The organism is Gemmiger qucibialis, assembly GCF_027689445.1.
Lineage (GTDB): Bacteria > Bacillota > Clostridia > Oscillospirales > Ruminococcaceae > Gemmiger > Gemmiger qucibialis.
This window is the reverse complement of sequence record NZ_JAQFEN010000006.1, coordinates 22,749-40,453: the sequence shown is the minus strand read 5'-3', so window position 1 is coordinate 40,453 and position 17,705 is coordinate 22,749. Positions and strand designations below refer to the sequence as shown.

Sequence of the window (17,705 nt, the reverse complement as noted above, 5' to 3'; positions counted from 1 at the left end):
TTTGACACCCACGAAAAAAGCCTTGATTTATGCGGGTTTGAAAGGCTCTAAAGCGTGACATCTCTGCCTTTGTTTCCGCTTTCTCTCGGCGGCTTTGAGTTTCTTCATGCGTCCGGCGCAGTCGGGGCAGTATTTCCCCCGGTTGGATTTGGGGACAAATGCCGCGCCGCAGACCGCACACCGTTTCCGGCTTCCCCGGTACAAAAGGGCTGCGGCCAGCTCCCCGTCAAGGGGCAGGACAGCCACACGGAACCAGCGGCACATGAGGGAAAGGGAAATGCTCTGGACGCACACGCAAGGCTCCCCGTCGTCCAGCAGCAGGCAGTTCCCCTCGTCGTAGTTACAGCACTCATGCACCAGCCGCCGCGCCCGCCGGTGCTGGCGGTAGTCCATTCTCGGTAACTTATCGCTCATGGCTCTGCTCCTTTCTGCGGTGGAGTTCCTCCCGGCGCAAAATCTGGTCGATGTTCCGCTTGACGGTCTGCAATTCCTTGAACCGCTGTTTCTGTTCGTGATAGGTGTTATACAGGCCGTCTTTCTCGGAGATAAGCTGCTCGATCTCGGCCTGCAACGCTTTCCGGGCGGGCAGCTTGGTAATGCTATGCGCCTTGAAATACCGGGCGGCGGCTTCGGCTATGATAAAATCGCTCTCGTTTGCCTGCCGGTAGGCGGCGCGGGCTTTCTCGGATTTCTGCGCTTTCAGCCCGTCGCGGGCGGGCTTGGTCTTGGCATAGGCAAGTACCTGTTGCTGCAACTCCTTTTTTCCTTGTAGCTTCGTTTCCAGCGTTTTCAGCTTGCCGCTGGTCTGGCGCATTTCCTGATAGGCGGTATCAACGGCGGCTTCTAACTGTTCCGGGGAAGTAAAGCCATACTGCTGGTACACATTCAGTGTCTTGGCTGCCTGCTTCAGATTGTGTATCTTCGCCCAGTGTTCATAGCCCCGGCCTTTACCCTCGGCCAGCTTCTTTTCAATGTCCACAAGCCGCTGCACACCGTCCTGTTTCGGGGCGGTTTGTGGGGCTTTTGCGGGCTGTATGCCGGTTTTCCCATGCCGGGGGTATTCGGGTATGGCTGCGGGCTTTTCTGCGGCTCTGGCGGCGTTCTGCTCCAAAACGGCAAGGACGGCGGCGCGGTCAAAATCGTCGCCCAGCTTCCGGGCGGTAATGGGCTTCGTCCTGTCCGGCGTGAGGTAACTAAGCCGCCCCCGGCTCTCCTTGACGGTCACGCCCTCCCGCAGCAGCAGAGAGGAAAAGTCCTCGAATGAGGTCGCCGCAGACAGCGCGGCGCGTATGGTCTGCCGCAGCTTTTCCTTGTTCGTTTCAAACTTGGTCTGCCGGGGCGTGATACCGCCTGCAATCATGGGGGCGTTCTGCTTGTCCAGCGCGGCCTGTCCCTTTTTCTGCACCCAATACTCCCGGTCGGTGACGCGGTTCTTGCTGCCGTTCAAGAGGTCGATTTGGTAAAGCCCCTCCCGGTGGCACATCTCCATGACTTCGGACTTGAAGTAGCGCAAGGCAGCGTCGGTACAGCGGTGCTTGCAGCCGGCTTTCGTGTCGGCTGGCCTGTCCATGTAGGGTAGGAACGGCACTTCCTCTATCCGCAGGCTATTAATGACGATATGAACATGAATGTTGCCACTGTGGTTATGCCCGCCCGGGTGGGTGCATACAAGGGCTTGGTGGCCGGGGAAATGTTCGGCGCAAAACTTCTCGCCCAATGCCTGCGCCCGGTCTACGGTCAAGCCGTTGTCCGGGCCGTCCCGTGGGTCAAAGCTGATGATATAGTGGTGGCTTTTCACATCTTCCCGCTGCTGGTTCTTCCCGTAGCGGAGATTTGCCCGCATACAGGCAACGGCAAAATCCTCGCCGCCGCAGTTCAGCGTGGACAGCCGGTAGTCCTCGCGGGGGATAAGCCTGCCGGTTTCATCAAGGACGGGCTTCATGGTAAACTCGTCATGCTCGAAAAGCAGGTATTGTTCAGCGGCTCCGTAGTCGGCGTTTTTAGAGTTGATATGCTTGAGTGTTGCCAACCGCGTCACCTACTTTCTTGAGGACTTCATACTTGAGGGCGGCAAGGTCGGCTATGGCGGCGCGTACCTCGCCGGACAGCGCGTTGTAGGGTGCGCCGTACTCGTTCAGATACCGGGCAATCTGGTTGAGGTTGCCGCCAATCCTGCCGTACTCGGCGGCCAGCTTCCCGACAGCGGAAAGCAGTTCGTCATTGACCGCTGACACATGGATAACGGGGCGTATGGTCGCCCGCCGTATCGCCTGCCGGAGAAATTCCGACTGGCTGATACCATAGGGCGCAAGCCGCGCTGTGAAATCGGCGTATTCATCTTCGGACAGCCGGGTTTTCACAACGCGGCTGCGGTGGGGTGTGTTGTATCGCTTTGGCATGGGCTGTATACCTCCTTTCACTTATCACAAAAAATGCTCTTATCTGTTAGCCATTTCTGGGGCGAAAGAGAGAAAAAACTTTTCGCCGGACGGAAATCTTTTTGCGGCGCAAGCCGCATAGCAGGGTTTGGGGAAGGCACTCCCCAACAAGTTTCCCGCGAGGGGCAAAACCGCAGAATTGCGGATTTTGGCACCGTGGTAGAAACTTGCTCTTAGTAAGCCGCAGACTGCCCCTGTCCGGGTTTTTCCGTACATAGAGCGAACAGGGCGGGGCTTTCAGCCCGCTGTGCGCGGCCTTTTTTCCTTTCGCCAAAGATACATTTGAAAGGCCGCCAGCTACCCGCTGTCCGGGGATTTTTTCAAATTTCCTTTTGCTTCTGTAATGCGGAAAAGAGAAATTTGGCAACCGGCGGGGCAGAGAATTTTTCCTTTCACTCCCTACAACACCGCATTTTGAAATTTGCCAAACGGGGCAGGCAGCCTTTTTCTGGCTTTACCTACCTACTACGGGTGAGTTTGCGATTTTGCCAAATGGACAACAAAAAAAGCAGCAAATCTTTTTCAGACTTACTGCTTTCGCTGGCCGCTGGTAGCGGCTGATATTCAGTTTTTTTCTTATCGGTCAAATCGAAACTTGAACAGCGCGGCAATTAGCTGTTGTTTCACATATTCCTCAACCTCAGCGTTGACCTGTCCGTGTACTTTGGAAAAGTAGCGGATATATCCGGCGTAGTGGGAAAGGACGGTGTCGATTGCGTCCGGGTCGCCCTCATGCGCCTTAACGATTGTTTCATAGGGGAGAAGTTTACTCATAGCGATTTTCCTCCATGAGCCGCCGTAGCCGCTGCAAGGCAAGCTGGATATGCCGCCCCGCTGTGCTGCGTGTCCGGCCAATATGTACGCCGATCACGCGCTGCGGCTGGCGCAGGAAGTAGTAACGGAAAATTTTTTCCTGTGTCTGCTCCGGCAAACGGGCAAGGGCGGCGGCAAGTTCCGCATGGTACAGAACGGCGGTCTGGCCGCAGGCCGTAAAAAGATATTCTTCAAGCTGCTCCGGCTCGGCAAGCTGGACAAACTTCTCATTCATCAGGTAGTCAAGGGAAACTTCCCGTTCCCACCTCCGGCGCAGCTTCAAAATTATATCTATGGCTGCGTGACGAATGACAATCTTGCAAAAGGCATTGAATGTGTACTGGATATGCACTTTGTAGGCTTCATCTTCGGTCATGGAAATTCCCCCTCTCTGAATAATAGTGCGGGGCGGCAGCACTCCTTGCTGTCGCCCCTTGATTGCCTACCAGCAAAGACGGGCGGGACTGTCAACGGCGGCGCGTATGCGCCGTTCATCTTGACCGTTGACTGGCTCGGCTGGCTTTGCTATTTCATTATCTCTTTCAATTATTGTCAAAGGAAATATAGATAGTTAAACTATCTGGTATGTAACTGATACTCAACCACTTATCTTCGTTTGATAAAAGTGTCCCAATCGAAACATAGTTTCCCTCTTCGATTTCCTCCGATACATTCTCAATTACGGAAAAACCTTCTTGGTTCAAAACCTCCATGTACTCGCTATAGTCGTCGTCGCTAATGCCGGTAAGGTTGACACTGCAATTTTCATGTTCTGTATCAAGTGTTGCCCATGCAACCGTACCGGGCGGAATAGGAAGCCCCTCTGTGTATTCATTAACAGGCCAGATACCCTTGTCAAGAGTGGTAATACTGTTAGATTGTATATTGCTCTCATTACCTGTGGGTGTAGACGAAATAGTTTGATTAGAACACGCGGCCAAAGAAATTATGAATATGATTGCCAATACAGAAATATACTTCTTCATAAGTTATCTCCTATTTTTGTGTATAGTTCGGATAATCAATAAAACAGCAATTACCGCTGCGGCAAACCCAACTGCCAAAATGATTTGTAAAACATCAAAGCCCAATGCACTCTCAATCTGGATATTTGTTGTTGCGTCTGCCTGTCCGATTGCGCCCTCTGGTGCTTTTCCTAATCGTGTGACAGCATATATCGAAAAGGCAACAACCGCAACAATAAGCGCAACAAGCGCAGAAATGATACCTTTCCTTTTTTTTGATGAGGCGTTATCAATACCAAACTGCTCTGCGGTGCTGTCTGCAAATTCTTTTGGTGTTCCTAAACGCTGGATAACCTGCTGTTCCGTTTCTCCATGCTCCAAAGCAGACGCGAAAACTTCATTCAAATCACGCACAACCTCTTTTTTCGCTTTATGTGGTAAGGATAGTTCCTTTTCAACTTGTTTAATATATTGTTCTTTCATTTCGATACCCTCGCTTGTTGATAACTTTCTATGAAGCCGTTTACGCAGTTCTCATAGCTTGACCAAAATAAGATTAGTTCATCAAGTATATTCCTGCCTTTATCAGTTAGAGAGTAATACTTTTTTGAACCGCCATTTGCCACAGCCGGAGCCAATCGACATTTAATTAGTTCTGCTTCCTGCAAACGATACAGAATAGGATAAATGGTTCCCTCTTTTGCATATCCCAAAACAGACGCACTGTTATTCAATTCGGATATAATTTCGTATCCATAAGTTTCTTTGCGTCCGATTAGGCATAAGAGTATCATTTCCAGAGAGCCTTTTTTGAATTGTTGGACATATCTGTTATTCATACTGTCGCCTCTCTTCAGCTTTGCTATTTAGTTTTACTAAGTAGCGACTATATTATATCTCTTTTGGGGTATCAAAGTCAATAGGCTTCACGGAAAAGTTACAAAATGTTGTACTTTCTGCATAGGGTAATAACGGAATAGCGGGGTACTGGCGGTCTATGTTTTGTTTTTAGTATCTTACTTCTTTATCGTACATGAGCATTCGCACCAGGGTTGTCGTTGCCGTAACCTTCCAAGAGGTTAATGACGCCCCACACGCCGAGACCGGCACCGAGGGCGATAACGAGGGTCTGGAGAACGGTGATTGCCTGATTGAAAAATTCCATAAATAAAGTTGGCCGGAATCATTTGAAAAGATTGATTAGTCATGGTTCATAGGCATACAAAAGCCGGACAATCCGCCGCCCGGTATCCGGGCTGGCTGACTCCGGCCTTCCTCCTTTTTTCATTATTTTTGATAGAGATCGTCCGCTTTGTACGCCGATGGCCCCTTCGGGGCGGTTGTGGCGGGTAGATACGATCACTCCCTTCTAAAGCGGAACATCAATCGCCAGCTGCGGCGTCGATCTCATACACGTCGCAGACCTGGTTAGGTTTGAGCTTCAGCCGGACCTTGAGGTAGCCTTCGATGTCAAAGGCGTTCTTCGGGTCGGCGTCAGCGGTGTACTTGTAGTTGGGGTGCTGGGTGATGTCGTACTTGTCCGACAAAAACGGCCGCACCCCGCGCAGCTGGAGGATGCACTTGCCGCCGTCCATGACGGCCAGCTCATCCTGGCTCATCAAAGCCTTCCCCAGCTTTTGATAGTTGAGCGAGTGGGAAGTCTCCCGCCCCCGGCTTTCGCCGGTGTTGTAGGTGTCAATGGTCTCCTTGCCCAGCACAGCCTCCAGCTCCTTGAGCGTGGTCGGCTCCTTGCCGCCCAGGAAGATGGAGGAATCCATGTTGCCGATGATGGTATCGGCGTTGTCCTTGTAGATGGCCTTGAGCTGGCTCTGTGCCTGCAACACCAGGCAGGCGGAAATCTCCCGGCTTCGGATGGTGGCCACCAGCTTTTCCAGCTTGGGGATCTGGCCGATATTGGCACACTCGTCGATGAGGCACCGCACATGGACAGGCAGCCGCCCGCCGTACACATCGTCGGCTTTCTCACACAAGAGATTGAACAGCTGGGTGTAGCACATGGAGATCAGGAAGTTAAAGCTGTCATCGGTGTCGCTCATAATGAGGAACAACGCCGTCCGGCGGTCGCCCAGGGTGTCCAGCTCCAGCTCGTCGTAGGACGTGACCTCCCGCAGCTCGGCAATGTCGAACACCGCCAGCCGTGCGCCGCAGCTCACTAAAATCGACTTGGCAGTTTTGCCCGCGGCCAATTTATATTTGGCATATTGCCGCACAGCAAAGTGGTTGGGTTCCCGCTCTTTCAGCTCATCGAACATCAGGTCCACGGCGTTTTTGAACTCCTCATCGTCCTCCCGGACCTCCATGCTGTTAATCATTTCAATGAGGGTGGAGAAATTCTGTTCCTCCACCGGGGCCTCGTAGTGGATGTAGCCAATGAGCGCGCAGTACAGCAGCGTTTCCGCCTTGACCCAGAAATCGTCCCCGGCCTTGCCCTCGCCCTTGGTGTTGGCAATCAGCGTTGTCACCAGCTTCAAGATGTCCTTTTCGCTATGGATATAGCTGAAGGGGTTATAGTGCATCGACTTCTTGAAGTTGATGGTGTTCAGCACCTTGATCTGGTATGGCTCATACACGATTTTGCCGTGTTTGTCCTTCACCGGCTTGCCGTCCTTGCCCAGCTTGGGCGCACCCCGCTGGAGCATTTTGCCGCACTCCACCAGGATGGTGCCCTTGGGATCGGTGACCACATAGGAGCTGTGCATCTGCATCAAATTCGGCTTCAGCCAGAAGCGGGTCTTGCCGGAACCGCTGCCGCCGATGACCAGCACGTTTTTATTGCGGGCATACTTGGGGTTCTTGGGACGGCTGGACATGGTAAGGCGCTCGGTTTGGGTCAGGATGACGTTGTTCTGGAACACCGGGTCGATGTAGGGGGCAATATCCTCATGGGTGCCCCAACGGGCCGAACCATACTCCACGTTGTGGCGGTACTTCTTGGCGTTCTTGCCTTTCAGATACACCGCCAGCCGCAAGCCAGCGCCGCAGCAAAGCCCCACCAGCAAATCCAGTGGGTGCAGGCTGGGCCACCAGCTCCCCAGCGCCACCGGCAGGGTGGAGAAGAACGAGAGCATCTTGGCAGAAGCGTCCGCCCCGGTCGCCAGCCGCCAGGCTTCCCCCAGGTTGGTGGCAAACAGGCCCAGCAGGAAATAGGGCAGGTTCAGCAGCACCAGCTTTTTCACATTCAGCTGCTTCATCGTTCCAGCTCCTTCCGGCGGCTGCGGTCCACCACGGTATTTTTGAGCAGCTCCTTGAACTGGGCCAGCTTCGCCAGCACGGAGGGGCGCTCGGTTTTCTCCGCCTTTTTGACTTTTTTGCCGGTGTACTCGGTAAAAGCAGCGGTCAGGGCGTCGGCGTCGCGGGCCTTGAAGAAAATCAGGTACTTGGGCGGGGAGGCGCTGCGGTCCTTTTTCACCGCATAGTCCACGCCGTACTTGCGGGCGATGCGCTCAAAGTCCCGGATAGACGGGTCGTTGATCTCGATGTTGGAGACGCCCTGGTTCTGCCCGATGAGCTGCTTCACCGTCTGCTTGCCCTTGGGGATGACGGGGGAATCCCGGCTGCGCTGCTTTTCCAGCTTTTTCTCCCTGCGGTGGGCCATGTACTTGGATATGGCGGCCTTGAACAGCCGCCCGGTGAACTTGGTGCCGCTGACGATCAGCGTCAAAGTCCTGTTTTCCACTTCCTCCTGCATTTTTCTCGCCTCCCTTCGTCGGTTATGCAGTGGATGGCCTTGAATACTAAGGCGGGACCACCAGCCGCCGCAGCAGATACCGGCCTGTCATACCGTCACCAGAATCAGCGACCGCAGTTCTGCAAAGTGCAGCTTGCCCTTGGGCGTCACCAGCGTGTAGGAGCCGGTGTGGCCGTTGCGGCAGAAGTCTTTCACGCAGAACAGCCCATCGTTGGCGCTCTTGGCGTAGGGCATCACGCAGCCGGAGGGAGCGCGGTAGACGTACCGGCGTTCCAGCAGAAAGCGGACGAACCGCCGTTCCGGCACCTCCAGCTCCTTGGCGGTGGTGCGCAGGTTGGTGCTGTGCCGCAGGTCGATGAACAGGTCGTAGTAGACGGCCTTGCCTTGCAGCCGGGCGTTGTCCGCTTGCAGCGCCGCGTTCTTCTCGCGCTCGGCCAGCAGGTCGGAGCAGAGCTTCAGCAGCGCCTCCGGGGAGGTGGCGACCTCCCACAGCTTTTCTCTGGTGAGGTAAGCTCCGTGCTGGCGGATGCTGGGCAGGACTTCATCGAACACCCAGCGTTCAAACCGCTCCGCCGAGGGCAGTTTGCTGTGGACAATAAGACGGTACACATCGCCTTCGGGGATAAATTTCATTTGTTGAATCCCGCCGTTAGAAGGGGTCGGTAAAACGCAGACCCCTTTACAATGGGCCGCGATAGCGTCCGCCGGGCGGCGGTATCCGAGTGCTTGGGCAACATCCTTTCCACAAAACAGCACCTTGCCGTCCTGCTCAAAAGTGCGGATGCTGCCAAACTCCGGGTTTTTGAAAATTTCCATCTGGTTCATATCGTGCCTCCTTGGGCGGTGCAGCAAAAAGGCGGCCATTACCAGCCGCCTGCGTGCATATCGTGGTTGACCTGGGCCGTGTAGTGGTTGCTGATGGTGGTGGGCGCGTTGAACAGCACGGTGAGCAGGTACTGCTTCATGTTGCGGACCTCAGTGGTGTTGTTGTGCAGGCACTCCATGACGAACTCGATGTGGGAGCTGTCCAGCTTCAAGAACCGCGACCGCACGACCTCATGGGGAAAGTCCGCCCCGGCAATGCGGGTGGTCTTGCGTCTGGCGCAGACCGTTTCCACGATCAGCTCCACGATCTCGTCCAAATCCTCGCGGTAGGTGGTAAACTCCCGGCACAGGTGGTCGTACTTGATGTTCTCCAACACCAAATCCCGATAACTCTCCATTTCCTCCACCGACATCGCATCCCGTCCTTTCCGTTCCGGCAGCTGCGCTGCCGCAAAGCCCCGGAAGGGAATGGAATCGGTACTTGATCCCTGGGTATTTGATTTTTGGGTCCTTGATTTCTCTATATTTAATTCTGCGGGCTTTTCCGTATCCGGGTCAGCCAGATACGGGTTTTCCGTATCTGGTGAAGCCGTATCCGGCTGGGGCGTATCCGGCGCTTTGGGCTGGGGCTGCTCATAGATGACGTACTCGGTGTCGCTGATGCGGCCCTGGCGGTCCCGCAGCTGGTGGCGGACGATGTAACCGGCGCTTTCCAGCTCCCGCAGCGCCCCGCCGATGGCGTCCACGCCCTCCTTGCAGATTTTGGCGAGGCCGCGTGTGGTGTAGTTCCAGTCCTCCGGCAAGGACAGCATCATGGAAAGCAGTCCCTTGGATTTCAGCGACAGCGCCTTGTCGCGGAGATGGTGGTTGGACATCACGGTATAATCACGGGTCCGTTCAATGCGAAAAACGGCCATTTCATCACTCCTCTCAGCATTTATGGCATGAAAAAAGCCGCTGTCAGTTATGACGCGGCTCAAACTTCATAGAAAACTCCGGGCATCCCGTCAAAGGGATGGTCGTTGATGTCCTCAAAGGCATCGGCAATCTCCTCTGGTGGATAGTCCTGCCAGTCCCGGCCCTTGACGATATGGTGGACCGTGCGGTAGCAGGTAGAAAACCGCTCGTATGTCGAACGGTATTTTGTGGTTACGCCGGACACCTCCACAAACCGTCCATCCTCCAGGAGCCACAGTTCCCGGATACAAGCGGCATCCACCTGGGTGGAATGACTTTGGACCGTTTTTTGATAAATACAGCACCCCCGTTGGGGAAACAGCTCCGGCCCGTAATAGTCCAGGGCGCACTCATGGCTGCCGGAAGTCTGGTAGGCAAGGACGCTTTCCCCGCGATAGCGTACCCCCTGCGCCACAAGCTCCAGGTCCAGTCTGGAGAGCGCCCGTTTCCGTTCCTTTTTATCAGGGAACAGGTGCAGATATGCTGTGCGAATAGCATCACAGATTTCTTTTTCTCTGAACATCTCATTTCCTCCGTTTTTTCTTTACATACAGGACGTGCCCCTCAACCACATGGGCGCACTTTTTGATTTTGATTTCCCGGCGCTGCTGGCTGAGCAAGGCGGCCTGATACCCGTTCTCGGTGAGAAACAGCCGCATTTCATCGCCGGGGCTGCCGTAGGTGCAGGGGCGCAGGACGGAAAACTCAATCATCCAGCGGGTATTGTCCCGAAAACGCTCCACAGCCAAAATGTTATGTCCTTTCAGTTCTCTGGCTGAAATATCCCTCATAGACGCTCCTTTCATCGCTCTTGGTCTCTCTGGCGCTTGCGCTGCCACTGTTCCAGCAGCTTGATAATGGTCTCCTGCATCCGGGCGGGGGTGTAGCTCCTGGGAAAATACTTGCGCAGGGTGTCGCTGGTGAAGGTGATCTTATCCAGGTCGCTTTTCTTTTCTTCCCCCATGATGACCCGCATCATGTCGAGGGTCAGGTGGCCCTCCTGGCTGTACTTTTTCAGCCGCTGGGCCTGGGAGAGCGACGGCGTAGCCTGTTCGCTATCCATCGCGTCCAAAAGCTGCGTCTGTTCCTCTTTTTTGAGGAAAGACAGCTCATAGGCCGGGTTAAAGGCGATTTTCTTTTCATCCACCATGTCAAGCAGTTCGGGGATTAGCTCGGTGAGGCGGATGTAACGCTGGACTTGGTTGCGGCTGGAACCCGCTTGTTTGGCAAGAACTTCATCTGCTCGTAACTTCGTCCCAACTTGGGACGAAGTTAAATCTGACCGTTCGCCCTGATGTTTCATAGCTTCCAGCTTCATCTTATAAGCAAAAGCCCGCTCGCTGGGGAGCAGGCTTTCCCGCTGCAAATTGCTGTCAACCATGATAATGGTGGCCTGATCGTCGTCCAGGTCGCGGACAATGACCGGCATGGTATCCTTGCCAGCCAGTTCGCTGGCCCGATGACGCCGGTGCCCGGCGACCAGCTCGTAGCCGCCGTTGGGGTCCGGGCGGGCGATGGCCGGGACCAGTACACCGTACTGCCGGATGCTGTCGGCGGTCTCCATCATGGCCTCATCGTCCTTGACCTTAAAGGGGTGGTCCTTGAACGGGTGCAGCTCCGACAAGGGAATTTCCAGAACCTTCTCCCGCTGGGCGTCGGCCCGGCTTTCCTCTGTGGAGAACAAGTCATCTACCGAGGCCAGCTCTACTTTTTTCGCGCTGCTTTTCAAGTTTCAACACCTCCTTCGTCAGATTGCGGTAGCCCTCGGCCACCTTGCCGCCGGGGTCATGGGCGAAAATGCTCTTGCCCTCGGCGCTGGTCTCCTTGGCCCGGACCGAATGGGGAATCTCGGTGCCGAACACCTTGATTTTGCTGCCATAGGTCTCCCGCAGCAGGGCGGCGATCTCTTTCGCAAAATTGGTTCGGCTGTCCACCATCGTCAGCAGGATGCCGTCGATCTGGAGCTTGGGGTTCAGCTGTCGCTTGACCTTGCTGATGGTGGACAGCAGCTGTTCCAGGCCCTTGGCGGGCAGGTACTCCGCCTGGACGGGGACTATGATCCTGTTGGCTGCCGCCAGTGCATTGACCGTAAGCATCCCCAGGGAGGGCTGGCAGTCGATGAGGATATGGGAATACTGTCCCTTCACGGTGTCCAGATACTGCCGCAGGACGGTCTCGCGGCTCATGGCGTTTACCAGCGACACCTCCATGCCAGACAGCTGGATGTCGGCGGGCATGAGGTCCACGCCCTCCGGGTGGTGCAGGATGCCCTCGCCGGATTTGATCGGCTCGTCCATGAGGATGCGGCCCATCGCGTCGGACAGGGTAAAGGGCAGCTTGTCCGGCTGCGGGTTGCCCAGGCTGATGGTGAGGCTGGCCTGCGGGTCAGCATCCACCAGCAGCACCTTCTTCCCGGCCTGGGCCAGCCCTATCCCTAAGTTAGCGCAAGTGGTCGTTTTGCCGACGCCGCCCTTCTGGTTGGCGACGGCGATGATTTGCGTGTTCAAGAGAAATCCTCCTTTCTCAAAAATAAGCTGCCGGTCAGATAGACAGACAGCTATGTAAGGGAATAAAAAAAGCCGCTTGCTCTAACGTAAGAACAAACGGCTATGTAAGCGCGATATTTAATTTTATGTAAAGATTATATTACCGCAAAATAGTGAAGTGCATCCTTTATGGCTTCTACTTTCTCCGGTGTAGGATGCTTTCTGGCCTGTTTCAATTTTTCAACTGCATTGGGAGCATCATACATAGGCAGTCCTAAACTTCTCTTTACCTCTGCAATATAAGCGGTATGAACCTTAAAACCATACTTTTCAAGAATATATTCCTTGATTCTCTTGTAGGTAACACGTTCTTTTGGCTTATATTGCTCCGCTCTCTGGACAATTTTATCCACTGGAATCTTGCCTTCGCCCTCGCCAAACTCCACGTCAATGTGGATATAACTATCTGGTTTTTTGTGGGATAAAAGAACTACCGTCTCGACGTGTTCCGTGTGGGGGAACATATCCACGGGCTGGATTTTTAATGCTTTCCATCCGCGGCGGGTCAAGTGGGTCAAATCACGGGCAAGAGTTTCGGGGTTGCAGCTGACGTAAACCACGCGTTTGGGTTTCATGGCAGCCACTGCATCAATGCAGGCGGGGGTGCTGCCCTCCCGCGGGGGGTCCAGGAATACAACATCGGGGTGCGGCAAGCCAGAGTTGAGCTGTGCCGCAGCGCGCATCCAATCGGTTGCATCGGCACAGATGAACCGCGCGTTGTTGATCTTATTGGCTGCGGCGTTGGCGCAGGCATTGCGCACCGCGTCCGGGTTGCGCTCCACGCCAATGACCTGCTTTGCCCTGCCCGCCGCGCACAGGCCGATGGTTCCAATGCCGCAGTAGGCATCGATCACTGTTTCTTTGCCGGTCAGGGCAGCGAACTCAATGGCCTTGGCGTACAGCACTTCGGTTTGTTCCGGGTTGACCTGGTAAAAGCTGCGGGGCGAAATGGCGAATTGCAGCCCGCACAGCGTATCGGTAATTTTGCCGGGGCCATACAGGGTACGCACATCGCTGCCCAGCACCGCGCTGGTGCGGCGGGGATTGCAGTTCTGCACCACGCTGGTCACCCAGGGGGCCTTTCCCCGCAGGGCTTTCACAAAATTGCGGCTGCCGGGCAGGTTTTCCTGCGCGGTCACCAGCACCACCAGCACCTGACCGCTGGTTTTACCGCGGCGCACCAGCACATGGCGCAGCAGACCGGTGCCGCGATCCTCCTCAAAAGCAGGCCAGCGGCAGGCGCGGGCGGCTTCCAGCACAGCGGCAATGGTCTGGTTAATGACGGTATCCTGCAGCAGGCAGTCCGTATACGGCAGCACGCGGTGGGTGCCTGCTGCATAAATGCCGCATGTCAGTCGTCCACGCGGCCCGGTGGCAAAGGTGGCGATGGCCTTGTTACGGTAATGCCAAGGTTCTGCCTGCCCCAGCACGGGGGATACCGGGGCAAACCGCCCCAGCAGGCGTTGTTCCAACTGCTGCTTGCGCTTGAGCTGGTCGGGGTAGGGCTGGTTCAGCAGCGGGCAGCCGCCGCATTTCAATTTATAATTGGTGCAGGTTACAGGCATGGTGTTTGACCTTCTTCCCTTTCAGGGTTTTCAACATTTCTTTGGGTGTGCTATAATATAGTTTATACAGGGGGATCGGCGGTTCCGGGTATGAGCACCCCGGTGCACCAACTTTCCCCGCAGCAAAAGCTTTTTTCTCAAAACGGAGGCATAACGATTATGAACGTACTTCTTATCAACGGCAGCCCGCACGCACATGGCTGTACAGACGCTGCTTTGCAGGAGATTGCCAAGGCTTTGAACGCTGACGGCATCGAAACCACCATCTACCACATTGGCGCTGTCCCGGTGGGCGGCTGTGTGGGCTGCGGCGGCTGCGCCAAAGCCGGACACTGCGTATTCGGCGGGCCAGTCGTTGATGTTCTGCCGCTGGTGGAAAAGGCCGACGGCATTGTGTTTGGTGCTCCGGTACATTATTCCACCGCCGCTGCCAGCATGCTGGGCTTCATGCACCGGCTGGGCTACAGCGCAGGCCGTCTGTTGGCACAAAAGCCCGCCGCTATTGTTACCAGCGCCCGCCGCGCCGGCACCACCAGCGCACTGGAAGCCCTGGAAAAGATTCCCCAGTTCTGCCAGATGCCGCTGATCAGCTCCACCTACTGGCCGATGGTACACGGCAGCAACGCCGAACAGGCAGCCCTGGACGAAGAGGGCATGCAGATCATGCGCAACCTGGGCCACAACATGGCCTGGATCTTGAAGTGCATTGCCGCAGGCAAAGCCGCAGGGATTGAGCCGCCCAAGGCAGAAAATACCATCCGCACCAATTTCATCCGCTGATTTTGTAGTGGCAGTAGGGCGGGGTGCCCTCACCCCGCCACAGCCTCGTCCTGTTGCGTATTACAAAACTTGTGCCGAACCCCATTTATAGGGGCTTTGCCAGATATTTCACCCCGGAACACGGCATACTTCCCCTTTACAAGCCAACCTTTCCCACCCGCAGCAGCCCGCAAAAGGCTGCTGCTTTTTATTCTGCCGTTTCCGGCGTGTGACCGGTGGGGTACACGTTTTGCAGCAGCGCCACGATCTGGTCATAGCTGGCAGAGCGGGATGCTGCCGATACATGCAGCGTAACGCCGCAGTCATAGTTCACTTCGGCCAGGATCATCTGGTAGGTGCCGCAGTCATACCGGACGGACTCGGTTTCTGCATCGGGGATGGTCAAATCAAAGTCATATCGCACAGTCTGGGCTTCCTCGTTCAATTCCGCGGCGGATTCTTCCAAAAAGTCCGTGTAAACATCCGATACCTGCAGCAGTACTGCCGTATAGCTCAGCTTGTTGCCAGTGGTAATGCCAATGGTATCCTCCTGCGACATGCTGGGTTCGTTCCAGATATTGGCATCATAGGTTACACTGATGCCGTTTTCGCCGTCATAGGTCTGGTAGTCCTCGCCTTCCTCTTTGGTAAAGCTGTCACCACCGTACAGGTACAGCATCACATCGTTAAAGCTGCACCCGCTCAGGGGCAGGGCCAGTATTGCGGCAGCTGCCACAGCAGCAATTATTTTTTTGTATTGTTTCACAGTTATCATCCCCATGTCATAACAAGGAAGCCGATCACAGCCGCCCCGGCGCCAAAGGCCAGGCCAGCCAGTACGTCGCTGGGGTAATGCACCCCTGTCAGCACGCGGGTCACAGCCACAACCGCCGCCAGCAGGCAGGCGGCCACGCCAAGCGGCACCCACACGGTAAACGCCGCCGCCACAATGGCTGCGGCGGAAAAGCAGTGGCGGCTGGGCATGCTTTGGCCTTTGGTATCCTTGGGGAACAGCGGCGTAAAGTTCAATGCCTCATACGGGCGCGGGCGGTTAATGGCCGCGCGCAGCAGCGTGCCCAAAACGTACACCGCCGTCGGGACCGCCAGCACGCGCCAGAACTGGCCGCTGCGCTGCCAGAGCGTAACGGCCAACACCGCGCCATACACCAGATATACTCCCAGCACGCTGATCTTTTGTGCATATCCCAGCGCCCGCAGCGCCGCCGGGCGGGCACGGAACCAATCAAAAATTGCCTGATAGCGTTGTGCCGTCATTCTTTGCCCCCTTGTGTGCTGCGTCCAAAATCTTTATAATAGAAGCATACCATCCGCACCCGCCCTTGTCAAACACAGGGCCATGCGTTTTTTCAGGAGGGAATCCCTTGTTTGGTTTTGCTAATTTTCTGCTGTTGGCGCTCTTTGCCGCAGCGGTTTTTGACCTAATTTTTGCCCTTGCCAGGGGCGGCGGGCTGCGCGGGGCGTTGCACGGCCTGTGGAACACGCCGCACCTGTTATTTGGGCAGCAGCTGGCCGAATGGCGACTGCAGCTTGGCCGTATTCTGTTTGCCGCCGGGCTGGCCGCGTATGAGATTAGCGTGGTGTTCTGCAACAGCATGGCGCGCCAGAACTGGGCGTGGGTGCAGGGCGTGATGAGCCCCGTGCTGGAATGGCTCGCGTTCCTGTGCTTTGGTGCCAAGATTTTGTTCGGCACCCGCTACACCTGGCGGGAGCTGCTGGCTGGCGGAGCGCTGTATTTCATTGCCCGCTGGGTCTATTTCAACAGCCAGAACATCTGGTGGATCGGCATTGTGGTGGCGGTGCTTGCCGCCAAGGATGTTCCCCTGCGCCGCCCGCTGCAGGTCTATTTTGCCAGCGGCTGTGCCGCCATGGCGGTGGTGCTGGCACTGCACTTTGCCGGGATCGTTGCCCCGGACCTGACCAGCGAGCGGATGGGCGCTTTGCGCGGCACTTACGGCTACGGCCACCCCAACACATTCGGCGGACTGGTGTTCGGCCTGGTATTGGCCTATGCCCTGCTGCGTGCCCAAAAGGTGCGCTGGGTGGACTGCCTGCTGGTATTTGCCGTCGGCGTGTTTTTGCTGGTGGGGCCCGCCAGCCGCAGCGCTGCGCTGTGCACGCTGGCACTGGCCGTCGGGCTGGTGTTCTGCCGCCTGCGCACTGGGCACAGTGTACCCCGTTGGTGGCCCGGCACCTGCGCCGGTATGGTGGGGCTTACGGCGGCGGTCAGTTACCTTTTGCCGCTGCTGGTCATCAAGGTGGGACCGTGGAACAATGATATCGGCCCCGCATGGCTGGCAAAGCTGGACTCCCTGCTCACCTGCCGCATCTCGCTGACCTGGATGGCCTACCGCCTGCTGGATGTCAAAATTGCAGGGCAGGTGTTCAACTGGCCCACAGTGGATAACAGCTTTGCTTTTGCACTGTTTCAGTTTGGTCCGGTGGTCGCCGCGCTGCTGGGTATTCTGTTTTCCGCCGCCCTGTGGGGTCACGCCAAACAGGGCCGCCGGGTTGAGGTTTGCTGCCTGTTTGCCATGCTGGCTTACGCCTATATGGAAGTTCAGCCCTTCCACCTGACGACCAACCCCACCGCCCTTCTGCTGTGCGGTGCTGTTTTTGCCCAAGCTTCCGCCCGGTGGCAGAAAATCGAATAGACACACCGCGGCATGGGCATACTTCCGTTATAGGAAGGAGTGTTTTCCAACATGTGCAATTCTGTTCTTTCAAAAATCTGCCTGCTGCTGGCTATCATTGGCGGGCTGAACTGGGGCTTTGTGGGCATTTGGAAGCTGGATATCATTGCCTGGCTGCTGGGCGGCCAGACAAGCTGGGCGGCCCGCACCGTGTATATTCTGGTAGCGGCGGCAGCCATCTGCCTGATTCCCGCATTGTGCAGCCCCAGTAAAAAAGAGGAAGCCTGACACTGTAAAAGCCGGTGTACCGTTTGATTCATCTTACGGTACACCGGCTTTATTTTGTCTGTCTTATTGTTTTGTCTTGCACAGGCGGTCGAATTGCGGCAGCAGCGCAACGGTCACTGTGAAAAGCAAGAACCTCCACCGGGTCAAGTGGCGGTTCTTAGTTTACTAAGTTTCCTAAGCTCTTCGTCC

Annotated in this window: 22 protein-coding genes and 1 pseudogene; 3 read left to right on the top strand and 20 right to left on the bottom strand. The window is 55.8% G+C overall.

What is annotated here, in order from left to right; translation table 11 throughout:
• Window positions 1–27: 27 nt before the first annotated feature.
• The 18 genes and pseudogenes from PG062_RS10175 to rlmD all read right to left on the bottom strand — a co-directional run bounded on the left by PG062_RS10175 (window position 28) and on the right by rlmD (window position 13,818).
• A complete protein-coding gene (locus tag PG062_RS10175; protein ID WP_270752217.1) occupies window positions 28–414 on the bottom strand; it encodes an IME_Rho_tet family cysteine-rich VLP protein in 387 nt (128 codons plus the stop codon).
• Window positions 404–2,029, bottom strand: a complete 1,626-nt coding sequence (locus PG062_RS10170) for a relaxase/mobilization nuclease domain-containing protein (RefSeq protein WP_270752216.1) — start codon at window positions 2,027–2,029, stop codon at window positions 404–406. Before PG062_RS10170 ends, PG062_RS10175 begins: the two co-directional genes overlap by 11 nt.
• Window positions 2,001–2,399 carry an IME relaxosome accessory protein gene (locus PG062_RS10165; protein ID WP_147601580.1) on the bottom strand — a complete coding sequence of 133 codons (399 nt, stop codon included), beginning with the start codon at window positions 2,397–2,399 and terminating at the stop codon, window positions 2,001–2,003. Before PG062_RS10165 ends, PG062_RS10170 begins: the two co-directional genes overlap by 29 nt.
• A 615-nt stretch (window positions 2,400–3,014) precedes the next feature.
• On the bottom strand, window positions 3,015–3,212 hold the full coding sequence (locus tag PG062_RS10160) for a helix-turn-helix domain-containing protein (protein ID WP_117536057.1): 198 nt from the start codon (window positions 3,210–3,212) through the stop codon (window positions 3,015–3,017).
• On the bottom strand, window positions 3,205–3,627 hold the full coding sequence (locus PG062_RS10155; protein ID WP_147601579.1) for an RNA polymerase sigma factor: 423 nt from the start codon (window positions 3,625–3,627) through the stop codon (window positions 3,205–3,207). The genes PG062_RS10160 and PG062_RS10155 overlap by 8 nt, the downstream gene beginning before the upstream one ends.
• Before the next feature lie 166 nt (window positions 3,628–3,793).
• Window positions 3,794–4,237, bottom strand: a complete 444-nt coding sequence (locus PG062_RS10150; RefSeq protein WP_055194861.1) for a hypothetical protein — start codon at window positions 4,235–4,237, stop codon at window positions 3,794–3,796.
• Window positions 4,238–4,240: 3 nt separating this feature from the next.
• On the bottom strand, window positions 4,241–4,699 hold the full coding sequence (locus PG062_RS10145; protein ID WP_055194864.1) for a DUF1700 domain-containing protein: 459 nt from the start codon (window positions 4,697–4,699) through the stop codon (window positions 4,241–4,243).
• Window positions 4,696–5,055: a PadR family transcriptional regulator gene (locus PG062_RS10140; RefSeq protein ID WP_055194866.1), complete on the bottom strand. Its 360-nt coding sequence runs from the start codon at window positions 5,053–5,055 to the stop codon at window positions 4,696–4,698. The genes PG062_RS10145 and PG062_RS10140 overlap by 4 nt, the downstream gene beginning before the upstream one ends.
• 197 nt (window positions 5,056–5,252) lie before the next feature.
• Window positions 5,253–5,381, bottom strand: a pseudogene (locus PG062_RS10135) (Maff2 family mobile element protein); the annotation flags it as partial.
• A 217-nt stretch (window positions 5,382–5,598) separates the two neighbouring features.
• Window positions 5,599–7,428: a VirD4-like conjugal transfer protein, CD1115 family gene (locus PG062_RS10130; RefSeq protein ID WP_270752215.1), complete on the bottom strand. Its 1,830-nt coding sequence runs from the start codon at window positions 7,426–7,428 to the stop codon at window positions 5,599–5,601.
• Window positions 7,425–7,925: a PcfB family protein gene (locus PG062_RS10125; RefSeq protein ID WP_270752214.1), complete on the bottom strand. Its 501-nt coding sequence runs from the start codon at window positions 7,923–7,925 to the stop codon at window positions 7,425–7,427. Before PG062_RS10125 ends, PG062_RS10130 begins: the two co-directional genes overlap by 4 nt.
• Window positions 7,926–8,012: 87 nt before the next feature.
• Window positions 8,013–8,750: a BRO family protein gene (locus PG062_RS10120; protein WP_015573040.1), complete on the bottom strand. Its 738-nt coding sequence runs from the start codon at window positions 8,748–8,750 to the stop codon at window positions 8,013–8,015.
• Window positions 8,751–8,788: 38 nt separating this feature from the next.
• Window positions 8,789–9,667, bottom strand: a complete 879-nt coding sequence (locus PG062_RS10115) for a DUF6017 domain-containing protein (protein ID WP_270752213.1) — start codon at window positions 9,665–9,667, stop codon at window positions 8,789–8,791.
• 59 nt (window positions 9,668–9,726) lie between these two features.
• On the bottom strand, window positions 9,727–10,230 hold the full coding sequence (locus PG062_RS10110; RefSeq protein WP_270752212.1) for a hypothetical protein: 504 nt from the start codon (window positions 10,228–10,230) through the stop codon (window positions 9,727–9,729).
• A gap of 1 nt (window position 10,231) precedes the next feature.
• The gene (locus PG062_RS10105; RefSeq protein WP_270752211.1) at window positions 10,232–10,498 is read right to left on the bottom strand and encodes a DUF5720 family protein; all 267 of its coding nucleotides are present in this window, start codon (window positions 10,496–10,498) and stop codon (window positions 10,232–10,234) included.
• 11 nt (window positions 10,499–10,509) lie between these two features.
• Complete coding sequence (locus PG062_RS10100; protein WP_270752210.1) at window positions 10,510–11,436, bottom strand: ParB/RepB/Spo0J family partition protein; 927 nt, start codon at window positions 11,434–11,436, stop codon at window positions 10,510–10,512.
• Window positions 11,393–12,214 (bottom strand): ParA family protein, encoded by an 822-nt coding sequence (locus PG062_RS10095; protein WP_270752209.1) that lies wholly within the window; start codon window positions 12,212–12,214, stop codon window positions 11,393–11,395. Before PG062_RS10095 ends, PG062_RS10100 begins: the two co-directional genes overlap by 44 nt.
• A gap of 134 nt (window positions 12,215–12,348) precedes the next feature.
• Entirely contained in the window at window positions 12,349–13,818 is a 1,470-nt protein-coding gene (gene rlmD, locus PG062_RS10090) for a 23S rRNA (uracil(1939)-C(5))-methyltransferase RlmD (RefSeq protein WP_270752208.1), read from the bottom strand.
• 159 nt (window positions 13,819–13,977) lie between these two features.
• On the opposite strand from rlmD, the gene PG062_RS10085 reads away from it, so the two are divergent.
• Window positions 13,978–14,598 (top strand): flavodoxin family protein, encoded by a 621-nt coding sequence (locus PG062_RS10085; protein ID WP_270752207.1) that lies wholly within the window; start codon window positions 13,978–13,980, stop codon window positions 14,596–14,598.
• 187 nt (window positions 14,599–14,785) lie between these two features.
• On the opposite strand, the gene PG062_RS10080 is transcribed toward PG062_RS10085, so the two are convergent.
• Window positions 14,786–15,343, bottom strand: coding sequence for a hypothetical protein (locus PG062_RS10080; protein ID WP_114000387.1), 558 nt, complete (start codon window positions 15,341–15,343; stop codon window positions 14,786–14,788).
• Between the two features lie 5 nt (window positions 15,344–15,348).
• Complete coding sequence (locus tag PG062_RS10075) at window positions 15,349–15,852, bottom strand: phosphatase PAP2 family protein (protein WP_270752206.1); 504 nt, start codon at window positions 15,850–15,852, stop codon at window positions 15,349–15,351.
• A gap of 107 nt (window positions 15,853–15,959) precedes the next feature.
• Between PG062_RS10075 and PG062_RS10070 the strand changes: the two genes are divergently transcribed.
• The gene (locus PG062_RS10070) at window positions 15,960–17,249 is read left to right on the top strand and encodes a hypothetical protein (protein WP_270752205.1); all 1,290 of its coding nucleotides are present in this window, start codon (window positions 15,960–15,962) and stop codon (window positions 17,247–17,249) included.
• A 51-nt stretch (window positions 17,250–17,300) separates the two neighbouring features.
• Window positions 17,301–17,516 (top strand): DUF378 domain-containing protein, encoded by a 216-nt coding sequence (locus PG062_RS10065; protein WP_114000390.1) that lies wholly within the window; start codon window positions 17,301–17,303, stop codon window positions 17,514–17,516.
• Window positions 17,517–17,705: the final 189 nt, after the last annotated feature.

What these genes read in the sequence shown, in the direction of transcription:
- PG062_RS10175 (WP_270752217.1), bottom strand. Translation starts at nt 414, where the DNA reads ATGAGCGATAAGTTACCGAGAATGGACTACCGCCAGCACCGGCGGGCG.
- PG062_RS10165 (WP_147601580.1), bottom strand. Translation starts at nt 2,399, where the DNA reads ATGCCAAAGCGATACAACACACCCCACCGCAGCCGCGTTGTGAAAACC.
- PG062_RS10160 (WP_117536057.1), bottom strand. Translation starts at nt 3,212, where the DNA reads ATGAGTAAACTTCTCCCCTATGAAACAATCGTTAAGGCGCATGAGGGC.
- PG062_RS10155 (WP_147601579.1), bottom strand. Translation starts at nt 3,627, where the DNA reads ATGACCGAAGATGAAGCCTACAAAGTGCATATCCAGTACACATTCAAT.
- PG062_RS10150 (WP_055194861.1), bottom strand. Translation starts at nt 4,237, where the DNA reads ATGAAGAAGTATATTTCTGTATTGGCAATCATATTCATAATTTCTTTG.
- PG062_RS10145 (WP_055194864.1), bottom strand. Translation starts at nt 4,699, where the DNA reads ATGAAAGAACAATATATTAAACAAGTTGAAAAGGAACTATCCTTACCA.
- PG062_RS10140 (WP_055194866.1), bottom strand. Translation starts at nt 5,055, where the DNA reads ATGAATAACAGATATGTCCAACAATTCAAAAAAGGCTCTCTGGAAATG.
- PG062_RS10130 (WP_270752215.1), bottom strand. Translation starts at nt 7,428, where the DNA reads ATGAAGCAGCTGAATGTGAAAAAGCTGGTGCTGCTGAACCTGCCCTAT.
- PG062_RS10125 (WP_270752214.1), bottom strand. Translation starts at nt 7,925, where the DNA reads ATGCAGGAGGAAGTGGAAAACAGGACTTTGACGCTGATCGTCAGCGGC.
- PG062_RS10120 (WP_015573040.1), bottom strand. Translation starts at nt 8,750, where the DNA reads ATGAACCAGATGGAAATTTTCAAAAACCCGGAGTTTGGCAGCATCCGC.
- PG062_RS10115 (WP_270752213.1), bottom strand. Translation starts at nt 9,667, where the DNA reads ATGGCCGTTTTTCGCATTGAACGGACCCGTGATTATACCGTGATGTCC.
- PG062_RS10110 (WP_270752212.1), bottom strand. Translation starts at nt 10,230, where the DNA reads ATGTTCAGAGAAAAAGAAATCTGTGATGCTATTCGCACAGCATATCTG.
- PG062_RS10105 (WP_270752211.1), bottom strand. Translation starts at nt 10,498, where the DNA reads ATGAGGGATATTTCAGCCAGAGAACTGAAAGGACATAACATTTTGGCT.
- rlmD (WP_270752208.1), bottom strand. Translation starts at nt 13,818, where the DNA reads ATGCCTGTAACCTGCACCAATTATAAATTGAAATGCGGCGGCTGCCCG.
- PG062_RS10085 (WP_270752207.1), top strand. Translation starts at nt 13,978, where the DNA reads ATGAACGTACTTCTTATCAACGGCAGCCCGCACGCACATGGCTGTACA.
- PG062_RS10075 (WP_270752206.1), bottom strand. Translation starts at nt 15,852, where the DNA reads ATGACGGCACAACGCTATCAGGCAATTTTTGATTGGTTCCGTGCCCGC.
- PG062_RS10065 (WP_114000390.1), top strand. Translation starts at nt 17,301, where the DNA reads ATGTGCAATTCTGTTCTTTCAAAAATCTGCCTGCTGCTGGCTATCATT.